This window comes from Zoogloea ramigera (assembly GCF_006539865.1).
Lineage (GTDB): Bacteria > Pseudomonadota > Gammaproteobacteria > Burkholderiales > Rhodocyclaceae > Zoogloea > Zoogloea ramigera.
The window spans coordinates 1-16,968 of record NZ_BJNV01000051.1; the positions used below are offsets into that span (position 1 = coordinate 1).

At 67.3% G+C, this 16,968-nt stretch carries 12 protein-coding genes and 2 CRISPR repeat arrays; of the genes, 4 read left to right on the forward strand and 8 right to left on the reverse strand.

What is annotated here, in order from left to right; all coding sequences use genetic code 11:
* Window positions 1–19: 19 nt before the first annotated feature.
* A CRISPR array of direct repeats spans window positions 20–4,555; the repeat unit is 28 nt; unit sequence CGTCACTGCCGGATAGGCAGCTCAGAAA.
* 88 nt (window positions 4,556–4,643) lie between these two features.
* Window positions 4,644–4,911: direct repeats of the CRISPR family, unit length 28 nt; unit sequence CGTCACTGCCGGATAGGCAGCTCAGAAA.
* 62 nt (window positions 4,912–4,973) lie between these two features.
* The gene (locus tag ZRA01_RS14015) at window positions 4,974–5,669 is read left to right on the forward strand and encodes a dienelactone hydrolase family protein (RefSeq protein WP_141353260.1); all 696 of its coding nucleotides are present in this window, start codon (window positions 4,974–4,976) and stop codon (window positions 5,667–5,669) included.
* Between the two features lie 13 nt (window positions 5,670–5,682).
* Window positions 5,683–6,006 carry a hypothetical protein gene (locus ZRA01_RS14020; protein ID WP_246093679.1) on the forward strand — a complete coding sequence of 108 codons (324 nt, stop codon included), beginning with the start codon at window positions 5,683–5,685 and terminating at the stop codon, window positions 6,004–6,006.
* 18 nt (window positions 6,007–6,024) lie between these two features.
* Here the strand turns inward: ZRA01_RS14020 and ZRA01_RS14025 are convergent, their stop codons facing one another.
* The 5 genes from ZRA01_RS14025 to aroD all read right to left on the reverse strand — a co-directional run bounded on the left by ZRA01_RS14025 (window position 6,025) and on the right by aroD (window position 10,309).
* Complete coding sequence (locus ZRA01_RS14025) at window positions 6,025–7,338, reverse strand: citrate transporter (RefSeq protein WP_246093680.1); 1,314 nt, start codon at window positions 7,336–7,338, stop codon at window positions 6,025–6,027.
* Window positions 7,339–7,485: 147 nt separating this feature from the next.
* Window positions 7,486–7,911 (reverse strand): universal stress protein, encoded by a 426-nt coding sequence (locus tag ZRA01_RS14030; RefSeq protein WP_141353262.1) that lies wholly within the window; start codon window positions 7,909–7,911, stop codon window positions 7,486–7,488.
* A complete protein-coding gene (locus tag ZRA01_RS14035) occupies window positions 7,908–8,645 on the reverse strand; it encodes a TerC family protein (protein WP_141353265.1) in 738 nt (245 codons plus the stop codon). The genes ZRA01_RS14030 and ZRA01_RS14035 overlap by 4 nt, the downstream gene beginning before the upstream one ends.
* A gap of 27 nt (window positions 8,646–8,672) precedes the next feature.
* Complete coding sequence (gene aroE, locus ZRA01_RS14040) at window positions 8,673–9,488, reverse strand: shikimate dehydrogenase (RefSeq protein WP_141353267.1); 816 nt, start codon at window positions 9,486–9,488, stop codon at window positions 8,673–8,675.
* Window positions 9,489–9,526: 38 nt separating this feature from the next.
* Window positions 9,527–10,309 carry a type I 3-dehydroquinate dehydratase gene (gene aroD, locus ZRA01_RS14045; protein ID WP_141353269.1) on the reverse strand — a complete coding sequence of 261 codons (783 nt, stop codon included), beginning with the start codon at window positions 10,307–10,309 and terminating at the stop codon, window positions 9,527–9,529.
* A 217-nt stretch (window positions 10,310–10,526) separates the two neighbouring features.
* Between aroD and ZRA01_RS14050 the strand changes: the two genes are divergently transcribed.
* Window positions 10,527–11,225 (forward strand): IclR family transcriptional regulator, encoded by a 699-nt coding sequence (locus tag ZRA01_RS14050; RefSeq protein WP_141353271.1) that lies wholly within the window; start codon window positions 10,527–10,529, stop codon window positions 11,223–11,225.
* Here ZRA01_RS14050 and ZRA01_RS14055 read toward each other — a convergent pair.
* Window positions 11,188–12,129 carry an alpha/beta fold hydrolase gene (locus tag ZRA01_RS14055; protein WP_141353273.1) on the reverse strand — a complete coding sequence of 314 codons (942 nt, stop codon included), beginning with the start codon at window positions 12,127–12,129 and terminating at the stop codon, window positions 11,188–11,190. The two genes, ZRA01_RS14050 and ZRA01_RS14055, sit on opposite strands and share 38 nt — an antisense overlap.
* 166 nt (window positions 12,130–12,295) lie before the next feature.
* Between ZRA01_RS14055 and ZRA01_RS14060 the strand changes: the two genes are divergently transcribed.
* Window positions 12,296–15,640 (forward strand): DEAD/DEAH box helicase, encoded by a 3,345-nt coding sequence (locus ZRA01_RS14060; protein ID WP_141353275.1) that lies wholly within the window; start codon window positions 12,296–12,298, stop codon window positions 15,638–15,640.
* A 136-nt stretch (window positions 15,641–15,776) separates the two neighbouring features.
* Here the strand turns inward: ZRA01_RS14060 and ZRA01_RS14065 are convergent, their stop codons facing one another.
* On the reverse strand, window positions 15,777–16,052 hold the full coding sequence (locus tag ZRA01_RS14065; protein WP_141353277.1) for a hypothetical protein: 276 nt from the start codon (window positions 16,050–16,052) through the stop codon (window positions 15,777–15,779).
* A 415-nt stretch (window positions 16,053–16,467) separates the two neighbouring features.
* Complete coding sequence (locus ZRA01_RS14070) at window positions 16,468–16,968, reverse strand: GNAT family N-acetyltransferase (protein WP_141353280.1); 501 nt, start codon at window positions 16,966–16,968, stop codon at window positions 16,468–16,470.

The following is a 16,968-nucleotide window of genomic DNA, read 5'->3' on the forward strand; positions in this document are numbered from 1 at the left end:
TTAAGCGGCGCCGTTACATCGTCACTGCCGGATAGGCAGCTCAGAAAGGGCCGTCGGGCACGCCCGGCGCGGAGAAGCTCGTCACTGCCGGATAGGCAGCTCAGAAAAGCGTGGCCACCGCCACGCGGGATTTCACGATCGTCACTGCCGGATAGGCAGCTCAGAAACTTGAGGGACTGCAGACGGTTGGCCAGACGTTCGTCACTGCCGGATAGGCAGCTCAGAAAAGCGCCGTTGCCGTGCAGCGCAGCAGCAGCCACGTCACTGCCGGATAGGCAGCTCAGAAAGCGAGCGTGCAGACGTACCTTCGCGACTCAATCGTCACTGCCGGATAGGCAGCTCAGAAAGGCCAGTTGCCAAACTCTGCGTAGCACGCTCCCGTCACTGCCGGATAGGCAGCTCAGAAAGTTGCGCAGGGCGCCGGCCACGTCGATCAGCGTCGTCACTGCCGGATAGGCAGCTCAGAAAATCACCCCGCCGCGCCGAATCTTCTGCATGACCGTCACTGCCGGATAGGCAGCTCAGAAAGTTTCGCCACAGGGCGGCAATGATCGCCGCCAGCGTCACTGCCGGATAGGCAGCTCAGAAACAGCACCGCCCCCGATGGCAGCCGCTGGGCGCCGTCACTGCCGGATAGGCAGCTCAGAAAGATCGCCTTGTAGAGCGCGGCCGGGTTCTTGGCGTCACTGCCGGATAGGCAGCTCAGAAAAGGGTGGCGATCAAGGGAAGCAGATAACGCATCGTCACTGCCGGATAGGCAGCTCAGAAAAGTGGGAGTACGCGACGTTGGGGGCTGCGGTGACGTCACTGCCGGATAGGCAGCTCAGAAAACCTGAAAGCCTCGTCATGCCCACCAAGCACCCGTCACTGCCGGATAGGCAGCTCAGAAAAGACCGGATGTCCGTGTCACAAACGACGGCGTCGTCACTGCCGGATAGGCAGCTCAGAAATACGCGCTTATCGAGCCACAGCCCGACGGGCGCGTCACTGCCGGATAGGCAGCTCAGAAAGCAAGGGGCCGCTCTTGCGAGGGCTGGCGGCCCGTCACTGCCGGATAGGCAGCTCAGAAATACTGCGCCGTGTGGCCGGCACTCGAGACCTGCGTCACTGCCGGATAGGCAGCTCAGAAATGTCCGCGTACTCCGGGCAGCAGGGCAGTGGCCGTCACTGCCGGATAGGCAGCTCAGAAATCAAGCCCCTGCATGGCCAGTTCGACCAGATCCGTCACTGCCGGATAGGCAGCTCAGAAATGCATCACGGACATCCCCTTATAAAGAAGGGACGTCACTGCCGGATAGGCAGCTCAGAAATCTCGAAAGCCACTACCGGCCGCCCTTGCCTCCGTCACTGCCGGATAGGCAGCTCAGAAAACGTGGAGGTCGACGGCAGTCAGGCCGGCCTCCGTCACTGCCGGATAGGCAGCTCAGAAAACTCGGGCCTGCCTCGGCCGCGAGACCATTGTCGTCACTGCCGGATAGGCAGCTCAGAAAGGGCGGAGGCGACGATCTTACGCATCGGGGGCCGTCACTGCCGGATAGGCAGCTCAGAAAACCGCCGCGTTCCGCACGCCCACCGCGCCGCTCGTCACTGCCGGATAGGCAGCTCAGAAATATAATGAACACATCAACACACAACGCAGACCCGTCACTGCCGGATAGGCAGCTCAGAAATTGTCCGTCAGCCGCTCGCGCTGGTGCATGTCCGTCACTGCCGGATAGGCAGCTCAGAAAGGCGCCGGTGCGATTCGCGGGGCCGATACCGCCGTCACTGCCGGATAGGCAGCTCAGAAAATGGTCCCCCCATGCACAGAGTTGGCGTGGTTCGTCACTGCCGGATAGGCAGCTCAGAAAAGCGTGGCCATCGTCTTGTTGATGCTGACGGCCGTCACTGCCGGATAGGCAGCTCAGAAAGAGGTGTCCGACGTGTCGCCGACGACAAGGAACGTCACTGCCGGATAGGCAGCTCAGAAAGTGACATTCGACAACGTGGCGGGCTACGCGCACGTCACTGCCGGATAGGCAGCTCAGAAATAGCCTGGCAGGTGGCAGGCCGGGTCAGCGCCCGTCACTGCCGGATAGGCAGCTCAGAAAGGCATCGTGTCGGGCGCCATGGCCACGCTCACCGTCACTGCCGGATAGGCAGCTCAGAAACGTATGGGCGGCTGGTCAGCGCGTACTCAGGCCGTCACTGCCGGATAGGCAGCTCAGAAATGGTCAATCGCGCCACCGCGCCGGAGATCTACCGTCACTGCCGGATAGGCAGCTCAGAAACACACGACGGCGCCCAGGTTGGCGTCATAGAGCGTCACTGCCGGATAGGCAGCTCAGAAAGGCTGCGTAGCGGACATTGGTAAGCGCCGGGCCGTCACTGCCGGATAGGCAGCTCAGAAAACTGGCGCCGGCGCCGACGTGGGGCCTCTGGACGTCACTGCCGGATAGGCAGCTCAGAAAGGCCACGCTCTCAAACACCGCCCTGCCCTTTTCGTCACTGCCGGATAGGCAGCTCAGAAAGAGCAGATCGACCTGACGTCGTTCGGCATCCCCCGTCACTGCCGGATAGGCAGCTCAGAAATCCTGAAACAGCGTCGGATGCTTCAAAAACTCCGTCACTGCCGGATAGGCAGCTCAGAAAACGACCCGCGGCCACTTTGCCGGCAGCCTCGGCGTCACTGCCGGATAGGCAGCTCAGAAATGGCCGTCGGAAGGCAGGCGGACCGCGTTGAGCGTCACTGCCGGATAGGCAGCTCAGAAAAGCTTCCAGGCGTCGACGTCGTGCGGCCGGCCCGTCACTGCCGGATAGGCAGCTCAGAAAATGGTCTTCGGCATGATCTGCCGCGCCTCAAGCGTCACTGCCGGATAGGCAGCTCAGAAAACAAAGCCCGCCGCGTTGCGGCTCACGCACACCGTCACTGCCGGATAGGCAGCTCAGAAAAATCCGCAGCAGCGATGACGACCGCACGATCACGTCACTGCCGGATAGGCAGCTCAGAAAGCCGACATCGCCGTGTGCAAGGCCCTCGGCCTCGTCACTGCCGGATAGGCAGCTCAGAAATGCGTAATGTGTGAGGGCGAAGAAGGGTTCTACGTCACTGCCGGATAGGCAGCTCAGAAAGCTCGGAGACGTTGGCGACGATCACCAGCTTGCGTCACTGCCGGATAGGCAGCTCAGAAACTCACGGTGTCGTGGAACGATGGCGCCGCGGTCGTCACTGCCGGATAGGCAGCTCAGAAAACCAGCCAATCCTGTTCGATGATGGCGGTGCGGCGTCACTGCCGGATAGGCAGCTCAGAAACAGGTCGGTGAGGGTGGCCGGCATGTCACACCCGTCACTGCCGGATAGGCAGCTCAGAAAACACGACGGGCAAGCGGGTTTTTCTTTGGTCACGTCACTGCCGGATAGGCAGCTCAGAAACTTCACCGGGCAGGGCGTGCTGCAGGCCTCGGCCGTCACTGCCGGATAGGCAGCTCAGAAATGCTTGTGCAGGCGGGCGCCGACCCACTCACGCGTCACTGCCGGATAGGCAGCTCAGAAACAGCTGCCCAGCGTCATTGACCTGCAGCGGCACGTCACTGCCGGATAGGCAGCTCAGAAAGATAGATACCTGAGCGGTAATCCGATGGCTGCGCGTCACTGCCGGATAGGCAGCTCAGAAAATGATGTCGCTACGGTTCATGCTGGTTCCTTGCGTCACTGCCGGATAGGCAGCTCAGAAAGAGCGAAGTATTTGCCCGCGTCAGTAACGTACCGTCACTGCCGGATAGGCAGCTCAGAAACAATACGGCCTGAGGGCTTGTTGCCCCATCCGCGTCACTGCCGGATAGGCAGCTCAGAAAAATCATGGCCAAAAATGGCCTGCGCGGCGTGGCGTCACTGCCGGATAGGCAGCTCAGAAATCGGGCATTGGCTCGGTGATCGGCGGCACCAACGTCACTGCCGGATAGGCAGCTCAGAAAAGCCAGGGAAATCAGCACGAGACGAGATAGTGCGTCACTGCCGGATAGGCAGCTCAGAAAGCAGCCCCGCCCTCAATCGCGCCATCGGCGGCCGTCACTGCCGGATAGGCAGCTCAGAAATGGTCGTCGGTCAGCTCTCGCAGCAGGACCGGCGTCACTGCCGGATAGGCAGCTCAGAAATCAGGGTGACCTGTTCGAGGCCCCTGTGCCAGCGTCACTGCCGGATAGGCAGCTCAGAAAAGAAAAACCTTTTTGAGTTCCTGGCCTGGGTGCGTCACTGCCGGATAGGCAGCTCAGAAAACGGGCTCGGTGACAAATCCCTGGCTCAGCATCGTCACTGCCGGATAGGCAGCTCAGAAATGAGCTGTCGCTCGAGGAGCGGGAGCGCAACCCGTCACTGCCGGATAGGCAGCTCAGAAAAGGGGCGCGGGGGTTTGCGGGCGCCGGGCTCGCGTCACTGCCGGATAGGCAGCTCAGAAAGCCCGGGTTCTCGTAGTCGGCTTCGCTGATCTCGTCACTGCCGGATAGGCAGCTCAGAAACCCGAAAATCTCCCTTACGAAGGAATGGAAACCGTCACTGCCGGATAGGCAGCTCAGAAAAAGCAGATGATGCTTGATGAAGACGAGGCGAACGTCACTGCCGGATAGGCTCAGAAAGTGCACGCCGCCCGGTCGCACCTCGCCTTGCGCGTCACTGCCGGATAGGCAGCTCAGAAACCGGTCCCACAGCGGTGCGGCAGCGGTGAAGGCGTCACTGCCGGATAGGCAGCTCAGAAAGCGGGCGGTGAGGTCGCGGAGCTTCTGGTTCACGTCACTGCCGGATAGGCAGCTCAGAAAGAGGGTGCCGGTCTGGATGATGGCGAGCAGGCCGTCACTGCCGGATAGGCAGCTCAGAAAGCCATGACCGCCCCCCTCAGCAATGCCACCGTCGTCACTGCCGGATAGGCAGCTCAGCAGACATCACCAAACGCACGCCTTCCCGCTAAACTCCTGTCCTCTCCTCTCCCCCGGAGCCCCCCATGAACGCCCACTGGATCGACATTTCCACCGCCCGGGGTGAGACGTTTTCGGGTTATCTCTCGCTGCCCCCCACTGGCCGCGGGCCGGGGATCGTGTTGATCCAGGAGATCTGGGGCGTCAATGAACACATCCGGACGCTGGCCGACCAGTACGCGCTGGACGGCTACGTGGTGCTGGCGCCGGACCTGTTCTGGCGGCTGGAGCGGCGGGTTGACCTGGCCTACGACGAGGCAGGCAGCGCGCGGGCCCGTCAGCTGCTGCAGACGGTGGACGGCACGCAGGCGGCGGCCGACGTGGCAGCGGCGGTCGACGTGCTGCGCGCGCGGCCCGAGGTCACCGGCCGGGTGGCGACGCTGGGCTACTGTTTCGGCGGCCAGATGGCCTTCCGCGCCGCGGCACTGGCCCGGGCTGACGCGGCGGTGTGCTATTACGGCGGCGGCATCGCGGGCCATCTGGACCTCGCCCCACGGGTGACGATGCCCGTGCTGTTCCACCACGCGGCGCTCGATGCGCTGATTCCGCAGGACGCCGTGGCCGCGATCAAGGCCGCCTTTGCCGGCCGGAGCAACGCCGTCCTTCTGGATTACCCGGGCGTCGACCACGGCTTCAACTGCTGGGGCCGGCCGCGCTACAACCAGCAGGCGGCCGCCCTCGCCCACGGCCTGACGCTGGAGTTCCTGTCGCAGCACCTTTGAGTGCCTGCTGGCGATGATGAAGCGTGGATTCCACTCGCCCGGGCGCCCTACCAGCCGGCTGGCCGCGGCGCTGCTCGCCGCCAGCCTGGGCGCCTGCGTGTTTCTGCCCGAGACCACCACCCGCTACGACCCGGACTGCGGCGTCACCCAGCGCCACATGACCCTCAAGGCCTACCAGATCGCGGCCTTCGGAGGCTGCCGCAACGAGGGCTGCGCCGAGCTGCTGGTGATCGCCGGCGCGGTGTCGGCCACCAGCCTGGTGATCTCGGGCAGCATCGCCGTGGTGGGCGACGCGGTGTACTGGCTGGAAAGAAGGGGCCGCTGCCTCATGAAGTGAGGCGACGGCCCTGGCGCGTCAGTGGGCCGGCGCTGCGGCCACCGGCGGCGCGGCTGGTGCCTTGTGGCCGGCATCGGGATGCCAGCCGAGCACCGCCATCAGCACCGCAAAGCCGGCCACGTAGGCCACCGGCACATGCCAGCCGTGCTTCACCCACTGCACGGCCGACTTTGCTTCGGGGTACATGTTGGAGAGCGCCACGCCGGCCGACGAGCCGAACCACAGCATCGATCCGCCAAAACCCACCGCATAGGCCAGCACGCCCCAGTCGTAGCCGCCCTGGCGCAGGGCCAGCGCGGTGAGCGGGATGTTGTCGAAGAAGGCCGAGATGAAGCCCAGCGCCAGCGCCGACACCCACGAGGCCGGCGGCAGCCTGTCCACTGGCATCATAGAGGCGCACAGCACCAGCGACAGCAGGAAGACCGAGCCCTTGATGGTCTCCGGGAGCACTTCCCAGTCGTGGCGGCGCACGCCGACGGTGATCATGATGGCCACCCACACGGCCACGCCGATGAAGGGGAAGTGCTCGGCCAGCTCGGGGTAATTGACGTTGATCACGATGTTGGTGGCCACCGCGAAGACCAGCATGGTGCCGACGACGGCCAGGCGCCCCCAGTCGATGTGGGTGTGCTCATGCACGTGGTGGATGATCGGCGAATGGGCGTGCTGCTGCCTGGCACCGAAGTAGCCGATGATCACCAGCGCGACGAGGGCCGCCACGTAGGCGTCGAGCACGATCAGCGGGCTGATGCCGTCGATCCACATCATCGTGGTGGTGGTGTCGCCCACCACCGAGCCCGAGCCGCCGGCATTGGAAGCACCGACGATCGCCGCCAGGTAGCCCACATGCACCTTGGCGCGGAACAGCTGGTGGGCCATCGCGCCGCCGATCAGCGCCGCGGCGATGTTGTCGAGGAAGCCGGAGATGACGAACACCATCACCAGCATCAGAAAACCGCCGCGCCAGTCGGCCGGCAGAAAGCGCGGCAGGATCACCGGCACGTGGCTCTTCTCGAAGTGCCGCGCCAGCAGCGCAAAGCCGGTGAGCAGGCAGAACAGGTTGGCGACGGTCACCCACTCGTGGCCCAGGTGGCCGACGAAGCCCGCCACCCCGACGCCCGTCTTGAAGCCGGTAACGGCGATCTTGTAGGCGCTGATCGTGGCGAGGCCGCCCAGGGCCACGTAGAGCGTGGCGTGGTGAAACAGTGCGACGCCGAGCAGCGTGCACGCAAACAGGATGAACTCGACGGGAATCCCGCCGACGGTGGGAATGTCGCCGGCGGCAAAAGCCGACAACGGCAACATCAAAAAAACCAACAGGAAACGATGCATGGGAACTCCACGGGGCTGATCCGGCACCCGCACACGCCAGCGCCTGTGTTCAGGGCCAGCCACTACGGAAAGGCGGTATTTTGACAGGAAGCCGGCGAATCCGCTGCCAAGGAAGCCCGCGCCCGACCGCCGGGCCCGCGGAGAGGCTCAGCGCACCAGGGTCACCGCGGTGTCGACGCGGCGGATCACGTCGGTGGCCACCGAGCCCATCAGCGCGTGCCTGAGCGCCCCGCGGCCGTGGGAGCCCATCACCACCTGCCCGGCCTTGAGCTGGGTGGCGTAGTGGGCGATGGTGTCGGCCACATGACCCACCGCCAGGTGGCGGGTGTATTTAACGCCGGCCCGGTCGAGGCGCGCGCAGGCCTCGGCGAGGGCCGCGAGGCCCTCCTGCCGGTAGTAGCCCTCGATGGCGTCGGCCTCGACGAACATCCGCACATGCCCCGACTCCACCGGGATCTGCACGTTGAGCACATGCACGTCCATCGCCAGCCCGGCCGCCGCCAGCCGGCACACCGCGTCGACTGCCCGCAGGCTGTGGTCGGAGCCGTCCACCGCAATCAGAGTCGTAATCATGCTTGCCCGCCTTGTTTGTCCGACGCCGCCGGGGCGTCGAGGCTGATCTCGATCACTTCGGCCTTCCGCGCGTGGCGGTGGGCCAGCCACTTGCCGACCGCCACCACCAGCACCGCGCCGGCCGCGCCGCTGGCGTACTTGAGCCAGCCCGGCAGCGCGCCGAAGTAACCCGTCACCGCGCTGTCGGACACCGCCATGCCGCCGGCGATCCAGCCCAGCAACGCGCCGCCCAGGGTGATCACCACCGGGAAGCGGTCCATCAGTTTCAGCACGAAGCGGCTGCCCCACACGATGATCGGCACGCTCACCAGAATCCCGAACACCACCAGCGCCATGTCGCCGTGGGCTGCGCCAGCCACCGCGATCACGTTGTCGAGGCTCATCACCACGTCGGCCACGATCACCGTCCGCACCGCGCCCCACAGGTTGTCGCTGGCCGCCATGCCCTCGTGGGCGTCGTCGTCCTCGGGCAGCAGCAGCTTGATGCCTATCCACAGCAAAAGCACCGCCCCCAGCAGCTTGAGCCACGGCAGCGCCAGCAGCTGCACCGCAAAGAAGATCAGCACGATGCGCACCGCGATCGCCCCGACCACCCCCCAGAAGATGCCCTTGGCGCGCTGGGCCTCGGGGAGGCGGCGGCAGGCCAGGGCGATGACCACCGCGTTGTCGCCACCCAGCAGGATGTCGATCATGATGATCTGCGCGACGGCGATGAGGAAAGTGGATGCGTCCATGGTGAATTCCGATTGAAGGGAGCCGGCTCAGCTGCCCTGCAGCATCTGCAGCACCGGCGCGGTGTCGGGGCGCACCCCGCGCCACAAAAAGAAGGATTCCGCCGCCTGCCCCACCAGCATCCCCAGGCCGTCCGAAACCCGGCTCGCCCCGAGGGCGCGGGCTGCCGCCATGAAGGGCGTCTCGGTGTTGCCATAGACCATGTCATAGGCCAGCGCGCCGGGGGCGAAGATGCCCGCCGGCAGCGGCAGGCTCTCGCCGTGCAGGCCCGCCGAGGTGGCGTTGATGACAAGGTCGAAGTGCTGCCCGGCCAGCCCGTCGCAGGGCTCGACGTCGACCGCCGCCACGCCGGCAAACTGCTCGCGCAGCGCCTCGGCCCTGGCCTGGGTACGGTTGACGATGACGAGCCGGGCGGGGCCCGCCTCGGCCACGGGCAGCACCGAGCCCCGCGCCGCGCCGCCGGCGCCGAGGATCAGCACGCGCTTGCCGCCAATCGCAAAACCCAGGCGCTGCTGGATGTCATTTACCAGGCCGATGCCGTCGGTGTTGTCGCCGAAGATGCCGTCGGCGTCGAAGCGCAGGGTGTTCACCGCCTGCGCGAGGCGCGCCCTCTCGGTGAGGGTGTCGGCCAGCGCGAGGGCCTCGACCTTGAACGGCACGGTCACATTCATGCCGCGCCCACCGGCCTGGCGGAAGGTCTCCACACAGGCCCGGAAGCCGTCGAGCGGCCCGAGGATCGCCTCGTAGCGGATGTCCTGATTGCACTGGCGGGCGAAGGCCGCGTGCAGGGCCGGCGACTTGGAGTGGGCGATCGGGTTGCCGATCACGGCGTAGCGGTCAGTCATTTGGAAACCTCGGCGGGCAGGGGCCCGAACTCTAGCAATCAACGGCCGGCGATGGCGCGCTGGAGCACGTCCACCACGCGGTTTACATCCTCCACCGGCACCTGGCCCGGGGCCGAACTCTGCTCGCCCACCGCAAAGCTCACCGACGAGCCGAACACCCAGCCGCACAGCCGGCTCACCGCGCCGTAGCCGCCCATGGCCATGCTGATGACCGGCACCGCCAGGGTCTCGCGGGCGGTGAGGGTGGCGTCGAGCAGCGTCAGCACGTCGCGGGGCGACTGGGGCATCACGGCGATCTTCACCACATCGGCGCCGGCCTCTTCCATCGCCGCAAACTTCGCCACCAGCGCCTCGGCGGGCGGCGTTTCGTGGAAGTTGTGGAAGGAGGCGACCAGGCACACGCCGGTCTCCCGGGCCAGCGCCACCGCCTGGGCAAAGTGCGCCTCGCCGGCGCTGAGCTCGTAGTCGCACAGCGCGACGGCTCCCGAACGGCACACCGCGGCATACAGCGCCAGCACCTGGTCTTCATCGAGGGGAATCGGCTGGCCGCCCTCGCGGGTGGAGCGACGGGTGAACAGCAACGGGATGTCGCCGGCCTGCTGGCAGATGGCCCGGGCCAGCGCGACGACGCGCCCGGTGTCGGCGATGGCCGCGAAAAAGTCGACCCGCCATTCGAGCAGGTCGGGCCGCTTGGGCAGGATCACCGCCAGCTCGCGCAGCACCGCCGCCTCGTCGGCGCCCACCAGCGGGGTGCACACCAGTGGCTCCTTGCCGGCGCCCAGCAGGGTGTTGTTAAGTTGGATCGGCCTCGAAAACGACATCAATGACTCCCGCCAGGTTCACGCCGGGCCACGTGGCCCGCGCCTCGCCCCATCAGTTTTGCGAGGCAAAACAGCGTTTTACCATATCGACGCCGGCCCCGTCATCGAAAGCCGGCCCGCGCGGCGCGGCCGTCCCTGCCGATGGGGCCCCTGGCCGGGGATTTTTGCCGGCGTGCGATAATCCAGACAGAGCCAAACAACAATCATGGGGGAGACCATGGCGAATGAAGGTGGCGTCGCGGCCGTCGAGCGCGCGCTGACAATCCTCGACGCATTCCGCGAATCCGACCAGAGCCTCACGCTCACCGAGATCTCGAAGCGCGTCGGCTTCTACAAGAGCACCACCCTGCGCCTCGCCGAATCCCTCGAGAAGTTCGGCTATCTGCGCCGCCTCGAGGACGGCGCCTTCCGCCTCGGCCCCAAGCCGCTGTTCCTCGGCTCGCTGTACCAGCGCCACTTCCGGCTGGCCGAGTTCGTGCCGCCGGTGCTGCGCCAGATCGCCGCCGAGCTCAACGAGGGCGCCTCGTTCTTTGTGCGCGAGAGCGACCAGCGGGTGTGCGTGCACCGGGTCGAATCGGCCCGGGCGATCCGCGACGTGATCCACGAAGGCATGCGCCTGCCCCTCGAGCTGGGCGCCGCCGGGCACGTCATCATGGCCTTCGGCGGCCAGCCCGGCGCCCGCTACGACCAGGTGCGGCGCGACCTCTTCTCGGCCTCCTTCGGCGAGCGCGACCCCGAGATCGCCGCCGTCGCCAGCCCGGTGTTCGCCGTCGGCGGGCGGCTGGCCGGCGCCCTCAGCGTGTCGGGCCCGCGCTACCGCTTCGAGCAGGCCGACCCCCGCCAGATGGCCGAGGTGCTGCACCGGCACTGCGCCGCGCTCACCGGGGCCCTGGGCGGTGTGTGGCCGGGGCGCTGAAGCCCACCTCAACCTCCTGCCAATCCCCGCAGAACGCCTCGATCGCCGCCGCCAGCCGCTCCGGCTGGTCGTGCTGGGTGTTGTGCCCGGAGTCCTCAATGTCCACCCGCGCGTGGTGGGCAAAGCAGCCGATGCGCCGCGCGAGCTCTACCGGGTCGCGGCCGAAGCGCTGCTGCACGAAGCCCCCGTCGGCGATCGCATGCAGCACCGGCGCCGCGATCAGGCGCCACAGGGCCATCTCGTCTTCGGGGATGTAAGGCGTCGGCGGCATCACCTTCAGCCACGGGTCGAAGGCCATCGCGAACAGCCCGTCGTCGCGCCGGTGGCCGATCTCGGCCGCCAGAAACGCCGCCCGCTCCGCCGTGAGGCGCGGGTTGGCCTGCATCAGGCGCGCCGCCAGGGCGGCCCGCTCCGGGTAGCCGCGCATCTGCGGCGGGGCGGCGCCAAAGGCGTCGAGCCAGGCCTGCATGCGCCGGGGCGCGCTGTCGGGCGTGTCGTGCAGGAGGCCCAGGTGGTCGATCATCACCAGCCGCCCGACCCGCTCCGGCCGCAGGCCGGCCACCAGCGCCGCCACCCGCGCGCCCATGCTGTGCCCGACGATGCAGGCCGGCGTATCGGGGGAATAGTGCAGCAGGAACGCCTCCAGATCGGCGCACAGATCGGCGATCGCGTAGGGCGCGTGCTGCCAGCCCGACGCCCCGTGGCCGCGCCAGTCCAGGGCGATCACGTGCCAGCCCCGCTTCAGCGCATCGACGACGAACTGGAAGGTCGGCGAGGCGTCCTGGCGGCCGTGGAGCATGAAGAGCCGCGGCGCCCCCTCCGCCCCCCAGTGGCGCACGTTGCAGGTGAGGCCACGCAGCGTGATGCGCTCGCAGCGGGAAGTAAGATGGGCATGGGTCGTCATCAACGAGCTCTCGGCATCGGCGGCAAGGCCCCGCATTCTATTCGGCCCGGCCGGCGGCGGCCCACTCCCCACTCCCCATTTCCCACCCCAGCCCATTTCCCGCTCCCCACTCCCTGCGGCCCCCTGTTAAAGTCCTGCGCCTGACCTCCGTCTGACGTCTTTTTACATGGAACTCGCCCGCCTCCTCGCCCAACTCGATGACAGCCTGCTCGGCGACCTGTTTTCGGCCAGCGCCCTCACCCGGGCGCGGGCCTACGTGGGGCGCGTGCGCCACATCGAGGTCAGCGGCAACCAGCTGCAGGCCCTGGTGCAGGGCAACGAGCCGGCGCCCTACCGGGTCACGGTGCGCATCGAGCGGCGCGAGTTCTTCGGCCAGAGCAACCTAGAGCTCTTCGCCCGCTGCACCTGCCCGGTGGGCAACCGCTGCAAGCACGCCGCGGCGCTGATCCTGGCCGCCCGGCGGGCCGGCGCGCTGGTCGAGAAGCCCCGCGCCGAGATCCTGGCCTGGGCCAAAAGCCTGCAGGAGCGCGTCGCCAAGGCCGACGCCCCGCGCAAGCCCACCGCCGCCAAGGAGGCGATCTTCTACCTCTGCAACGCCTGGGCCGGCGACGACGTCGAGCTCCACCTGCTCAAGGCCCGCCTCGGCCCCGACGGCGAGCTCACCGGCCACGCCGGCGAATGGAGCAACTACGAGCAGGCCCTGCTCAAGCCGCCCTCCTTCGTGCGCGAGGAGGACATGCAGGTCTTCCGCCTGCTGCGCGCCACCGCCCGCAAGGGCGGCTACGGCCGGCCGCTCGTGCGCGGCGCCGAGGGCCTGGCCCTGCTCGAGGCGGCCCTCCTCACCGGGCGCACCTACCTGGCCCTCGACGACAGCGGCCACGTCACCCGGCTGGCCGGCGGCCCCGCCCGCGCCGGGCGGCTCGACTGGCAGCCGGCCCCCGGCGGCCTGAAGGCCGTCATCGTCACCGAGCCCGCCGCCAGCCTGATCCTCCGCACCGAGCCCCCCGCCTATCTCGACGCCGAACGCCACGAGGCCGGCCGGGTGAGCATCGACGGCGGCGCGGCGATCGCCGAGGTGCTGGCCCTGCCGCCGCTGTCGCCCATCGAGGTGCCGGTGGTGGCCAGCGCCCTGGCCGCGGTGGCGCCCGCGCTGCCCTCGCCCCAGGGCCCGGCCGCCGCCAACCTGCCCTGCCTCGACATGCCCTGCCAGCCGGTGCTGGGCCTGCAGACCCTGCACTGCTGGAGCCGCCGCAAGCACCGCGGCTACGACGTCGATTACTCCAGCGAAGACTACGACGTGGCGGTGCCCACCTTCTGCTACGGCGAGGCGCGCTTCGAGCCCGGCACCCCCCACGACGTGACGCCGCTGCCCGACGGCCGCGTGGTGCGCGTCAAGCGCGACCTTGAGGCCGAAGCCACCGCCTGGCGGGCCTTTCTGGCCGCCGGCTTCCTGCCCGTCAAGCCGGCCTGGATCGTCCCCTCCGGGCCGCGCCCCGACGGCGTGCACGGCCTCGAGAGCGAAGCCCACTGGGCCCACTTCTTCGCCCTCACCGCGCCCGCCCTGCGCGAAGCCGGCTGGCGCATCGACTGCCCGCCCGACTTCCGCCACCGGGTGCTGGTGCCCACCGAATGGCTGGTGGACATCGAGGAGGACGACAACGGCTGGCTCGACGTGTCGCTGGGCATCGAGGTCGAAGGCCGCCGGCTCGACCTCGCCCCGCTGCTCCACGCGGTCTTCAAGCAGGACAAACGCTGGCTCGACAAGAAGAAGATCGACGCCATCGCCGACGACGCCCGGATCTCGGTGGAAACCGACACCGGCGAGCGCATCGCCCTGCCCGCCGGCCGCCTCAAGCCGCTGGCGCGCACGCTGGTCGACCTCTTCGACAGCCCCGCGGCCAGCCTCAAGCTGTCGCGCTTCGACGCCCCGCGGCTGGCCGACGCCCTCGGCGACGGCTGGCAGGGCAATGGCATCGACGGCCTCGCGGCGTGGCTCGAGCGCATCCAGGGCGCCGCCCACCTCAAGCCCGTGGCCGCCCCCGCCGGCTTCACCATCGAGCTGCGCCCCTACCAGCTCGAGGGCCTCGCCTGGCTGCAGCACCTGCGCGAGCACGGCCTCGGCGGCATCCTGGCCGACGACATGGGCCTCGGCAAGACCGCCCAGGCCCTTGCCCACCTGCTCACCGAAAAGCACGCCGGCCGCCTCGCCAAGCCCGCCCTGGTGGTGCTGCCCACCTCGCTAGTGTTCAACTGGCAGCGCGAAGCCGAGCGCTTCGCCCCCGCGCTCAAGGTGCTCAGCCTGCGCGGCAGCAGCCGGGCCGAGGCCTTCGCCCAGATCCCCGAGCACGACGTGTGCCTCACCACCTACCCGCTGCTGTGGCGCGACCGCGAGGCGCTTGGCGCCCACGCCTACCACTCGCTGATCCTCGACGAAGCCCAGACGGTGAAGAACGCCGCCAGCCAGGCCGCCCAGGTGGTGCGCACCCTGCAGGCCGAGCACCGCCTGTGCCTCACCGGCACGCCCCTCGAGAACCACCTGGGCGAGCTGTGGAGCCAGTTCGACTTTTTATTGCCCGGCTTCCTCGGCGACAGCAAGGACTTTGCCAGCCGCTGGCGCAGCCCCATCGAGAAGCGCGGCGACGTGGTGCGCCGCGAGATCCTCGCCCGCCGCATCGCGCCCTTCATCCTGCGCCGCCGTAAAGAGCAGGTCGCCACCGAGCTGCCGCCCAAGACCATCGTGGTGCGCAGCGTCGAGCTCGAAGGCCGCCAGCGCGACCTGTATGAAACCGTGCGCGCCACCATGGACCAGCGCATCCGCGAGGAGATCGCCGCCCGCGGCTTCGCGCGCAGCCAGATCGTCATCCTCGACGCCCTGCTCAAGCTGCGCCAGGTGTGCTGCGACCCGCGCCTCATCAAGACCGACGCCGCCGCCAAGGTGAAGGAGCGCGCCAAGCTCGACCTGCTGATGGACATGCTCCCCGAGCTCGTCGACGAGGGCCGCAAGATCCTGCTGTTCTCGCAATTCACCGGCATGCTGGCGCTGATCGCCGCCGAGCTCGACGCCCGCAAGATCGCCTACGTCACTCTCACCGGCGACACCGCCGACCGGGAAGCCCCGGTGCGGCAATTCCAGGACGGGCCCGTGCCGGTCTTCCTCATCAGCCTCAAGGCCGGCGGCGTCGGCCTCAACCTCACCGCCGCCGACACGGTGATCCACTACGACCCGTGGTGGAACCCCGCCGTCGAGAACCAGGCCACCGACCGCGCCCACCGCCTCGGCCAGACCAAGGCCGTGTTCGTCTACAAGCTGGTGGTGGCCGGCTCCATCGAAGAGAAGATCCTCGCCCTGCAGGACAAAAAAGCCACCCTCGCCGCCGGCATCCTCGCCGAAGACCACGAAGGCAGCGTCAAGTTTGGCGAGGACGACATCAAGGCCCTGTTCGCCCCGCTGCCCGAGATCAAGGGCGACGACGAGGCGCCGAAGAAACGCGGGCGGGCGAAGAAGGCGTAGGCGGCTTAGCCCACCAGAGCGTAACCCGACACCCCCACACCGACCCGACATCGCACGCCCCCGCAAGGGGACGGAAAGCGCCACCGTGGCACGATGGCGCATCGACATTGCATGGGAGGTTTCGGGTTGCGCTGCGCTAACCCGACCTGCTCGAACGGCACCAGGAGAGGACGCCGCCGATCAGCAGCAGCAGCGCCAGGGACAGCAAAAATGCGACCAGCAGAATAAAGGCAAACTCGATGTCTGCACTGACTTCCTGGGAATGGGCGCCCAACAGATCGACGATTGCATTGCCGACGGAACGAAGGCCCGCTGGCAGGAGATCCGGCTGAAGATAAAAGAGCTTGGTGAGGGCCGCGGTGCACATCAGCACCCCGATGAATTTCAGCCCTTTGGTGCTTATTGCGGTCATTCGACTCGCACCTTGGCGTAGGCTTTCAGCTCACTATTCGGGATCGCCTCGAGCGGATAAGACTTCATACAGATTTCAGGCAGGCGGACTGTCTCTTGTTCTTGTCCTGCCCCATGCCGGAAAACGCCGGATACGCCTGGCGATCGATCGAGAAAGCGCTCTGCGCCTTCCCATTGAGCTTGAATGTGCAGACTATCAATGGCACGGGCGTCTCTCCCTCATGTAGTCAATCGGCTTGACGGCAGCGTCGGCTCACAGGCTCGCGGGGGCCATTCGTAGGCCGCGCGATGGCGGAATGTGCTGCACCTTTTTATGTTGTAGCAGTCGCGTCGGGTTGGCGCAGCGTAATCCGGCACGCCATGCCCGGACGCTACGCACGCCCGACACGTTCAAGGCCGATCGAGCACCTTGCAGATCAAGCCTCGACGTCGTCGAGGAAACGGTGCATCACATAGGCATCCACGTAACCCAGGCGCTGATGCCGGAACGCCTTCGGCAGCGTCCCCACGATGGCAAACCCCAGCTTCTGCCACAGCGCCACCGCCGCCGTGTTGGTGCTCACCACAAAATTGAACTGCATCGCCCGGTAACCCGCCCGCGCCGCCTCGCGCAGGCAGTGCAGCCCCAGCTGCCGCCCCGCTCCCCGCCCCGCATACGTTGGCGAGACCATGAACGAGGCATTCGCCACATGCGAACCCAGATCGCGCTGGTTGGCGATCAGCTTGTACATCCCCACGACCCGCCCGCCTTCGTCCTCCGCCACATACGACACCACCCCCGGCCCGAACCAGTAGGCCAGCGCCTCGTCATGGCCGGTGTCGGGCGCAAAGACATAGGTGGAGCCCGACGCCACCACCGCCTGGAAGATCGGCCACATGGCGGGGAAGTCGGAGGGATGGGCGGGGCGGATGAGCAT